4 protein-coding genes are annotated in these 2581 nt (G+C 39.3%); all 4 read right to left on the bottom strand.

The annotated features are described in order from the left end of the window. Positions 1-123: 123 nt before the first annotated feature. The 4 genes from jag to rnpA are packed head-to-tail and all read right to left on the bottom strand — an operon-like array spanning position 124 to position 2434. Positions 124-951, bottom strand: coding sequence for an RNA-binding cell elongation regulator Jag/EloR (gene jag, locus ACKI5B_RS07390; protein WP_407427329.1), 828 nt, complete (start codon positions 949-951; stop codon positions 124-126). Positions 952-969: 18 nt separating this feature from the next. Next, complete coding sequence (locus ACKI5B_RS07385) at positions 970-1839, bottom strand: YidC/Oxa1 family membrane protein insertase (RefSeq protein WP_407427333.1); 870 nt, start codon at positions 1837-1839, stop codon at positions 970-972. 57 nt (positions 1840-1896) lie between these two features. Beyond that, positions 1897-2103, bottom strand: a complete 207-nt coding sequence (gene yidD, locus ACKI5B_RS07380; RefSeq protein ID WP_407427331.1) for a membrane protein insertion efficiency factor YidD — start codon at positions 2101-2103, stop codon at positions 1897-1899. Beyond that, entirely contained in the window at positions 2096-2434 is a 339-nt protein-coding gene (gene rnpA / locus ACKI5B_RS07375; RefSeq protein ID WP_407427327.1) for a ribonuclease P protein component, read from the bottom strand. Before rnpA ends, yidD begins: the two co-directional genes overlap by 8 nt. Between the last annotated feature and the right edge of the window lie 147 nt (positions 2435-2581).

The following is a 2581-nucleotide window of genomic DNA, read 5'->3' as shown; positions in this document are numbered from 1 at the left end:
AGTGAAGGGACTTGAACCCTCGACCTATTGATTACGAATCAATTGCGCTACCAACTGCGCCACACTAGCATATGGTAAGGGCTGTCGTTATTCCAGACAGCCCTTTTATATTCAGCGTTACTATTATTCTTCCACAGAAGTTTCTGCTGCTACTTCCTGATGCTGCTGATTTCTATGTTTAAATGCAACAATCAGACGTCTCTGAGGTTCAACACCAACAGAGTAAGTAGTAATCATAGGATAGCTCTGAAGTGCAGAATGGATGATTCTTCTTTCATAAGCTTTCATGGGTTCCAACTCATATTTACCGCGAGATTTAATCACACGGTTTGCAATGCTTTTTGCTAAGCCGGTCAAAGTTTTTTCACGTTTCTGGCGGTAATCTTCGGTATCTAAACGAATTTTTTCGCCGCCTTTTACTTTTTTATTGAATGCTAACTGCAGCATATGCTGAATGGAGTCCAGAGTATCACCGTGTTTTCCGATGATGTTGCCTGCTTCTTCTCCGGCCAGGTTTACAGAAATGATTCTTCCTTTCTGAGTTACTTCCGCAGAAACATCCATTTCCATCAATTCAAATAATTTTTTCACATAGTCAGATACAAACTGTACTCCGTTTTCGCTGGGAACAAAGTCAGTATCATCTTCGTAATTCACAGTCGTATTTTTTGTTTCCGCTTTCGGTTCGGGAGCAGCTTCTTTCACCGGTTTCTTTTCTGTTTTGGGTTTCTGAACCTTTGCTTCCTTTTTGGGAGCTTCTTTTTTATCTTCCGGTTTTTTCACATCATATCTTGCTAAAATTCTGGCAGGTTTTGCACCGATTCCCAAAAATCCGCTGGTGGGTGCATTTAAAATTTCAAACTCAATCAAGTCTCTGTCAACAGCTAATTCTGCTACTGCTTTCTCGATTGCTTCATCTACTGTTTTGGCTGTTGCAATAAATTCTTTCACAGATGGGTTCCAACCTTTCTATTTCTTTTTCTTCTTTTTCATTTCTTTTCTCTGGAGTGCTTTCAACTCTTCTTTTTCTTCGATAACATCCACTTCTTTGTTCATAATGTAACGGTCCAAAGTGAAGCTCTGAACAATCTGAATCAAGTTACCAACAATCCAGTAAAGTCCCATTGCTGCCGGCAGAATATAACAGAAATATGCCGTCATAAACGGGAAAATCAGCTGCATGCTCTTCATCTGGGATTTCTGTTCTTCTGTCTGTGTTTTTGCATTAATTTTCTGGCTGATATAACTGGTTAAGAAGGTAGTCAGACCTGCCAGAATGGGAAGAACCCACAAAATAGGATTGGCAGCGACAGAAGTACTGGGAGTCAACCCCAGATTCAGACCGAAAAAGTCAAAATTCATCAAAAACTGGTCTGCAGTAAAATTGGTCTGGATGGTAGCAAGCAGTTCTTTTGCTTTGTCAAAATTGTTGCTGACAAAAGCAACAACGTTCAGCTGAGTGTCAGCAGGATTCTGACACAGCACAGTCAAGGCAGCTTTCAGCTCTTCGGTAACGGGATGCCCCAGAATGTAAGTAATGGGATTCTGAATAACGCCGTAAATGGCAATCAGAATAGGCATCTGAATAAACAAAGGTAAACAGCTGCTCATCGGATTGATTTTGTATTGCTGATAAAGCTTCATGGTTTCTTCATTCAGCTTATCTTTATCATACTGATATTTTTTCTGAAGTTCCTGTAATTTGGGCTGCATTTTCTGCATATGAGCCATCGATTTTTGCTGTTTTACCACCAAAGGAAGCAAACAAGCGCGCACCAAAACAGTAAACAAAATAATGGCAAAACCGAAATTGTTTACAAACTTATAGATATAGCTCATAATTGTGCCCAAAAACACATAAATAAAATCCATCGAACTTTTCCTTTCAGCTCAAGTTTAGGGATAATCAATACCACCTGGATTCCATGGATTACACCGCAAAATCCGATAACAAGCTTTTATAAAGCCCTTAAAAAATCCGTATTTTTTCACTGCCAGAATCGCATACTGCGAACAGGAAGGATAAAACCGGCATCTTGCTCCCAAAAGCGGGGAAATCCACTTCTGATAACAGCGAACCACAAAAATAAACAAGTTACTCATCATAAAAAGCACCTGCTTTATGTAGCAATTTTTTCAATTCATTGCCCAAAGTGAAAAAGTTTACACCCACAATGGATGCTCTTGCCACAACCACAATGTCATATCCTTTTTTCATTTTAGGGAAAAACAGCCGCATATTTTCATAAATCAAACGTCTGGCACGATTTCGTTTGCAGGCTTTTCCGATTTTTTTTGTGGCGGTGATTCCCAAACGGAGAGAATCGCTATGATGATTGTTGCGGCAATATACCACAGCATATCTTCCGGGATACGAACTCCCTTTTTTATATACTCTTTGAAACTCGTAGTTTTCAGTTAAAGAAGTAACCAAGCAATTCCCCTCAAATCACATACAAATATGGCGAAACGGGCGACAAATTTTTCCTTATTTGTCGATAAAACGGCAGATAAAGAAAAAATGTCGCAAGCGTTAAGCATTTGACGACATTTCTTATCTTTGATTATGCACTAAGACTAA

Origin of the sequence: Treponema sp. (assembly GCF_045657965.1) — a bacterium.
Taxonomy (GTDB): domain Bacteria; phylum Spirochaetota; class Spirochaetia; order Treponematales; family Treponemataceae; genus Treponema_D.
Note: the sequence above shows the minus strand (reverse complement) of the source record. Positions and strands in the feature narration are given on the sequence as shown.

Excerpts from the sequence above, each read along its gene's own strand:
- ACKI5B_RS07385 (WP_407427333.1), bottom strand. The coding sequence starts at position 1,839 with ATGAGCTATATCTATAAGTTTGTAAACAATTTCGGTTTTGCCATTATT.
- yidD (WP_407427331.1), bottom strand. The coding sequence starts at position 2,103 with ATGAGTAACTTGTTTATTTTTGTGGTTCGCTGTTATCAGAAGTGGATT.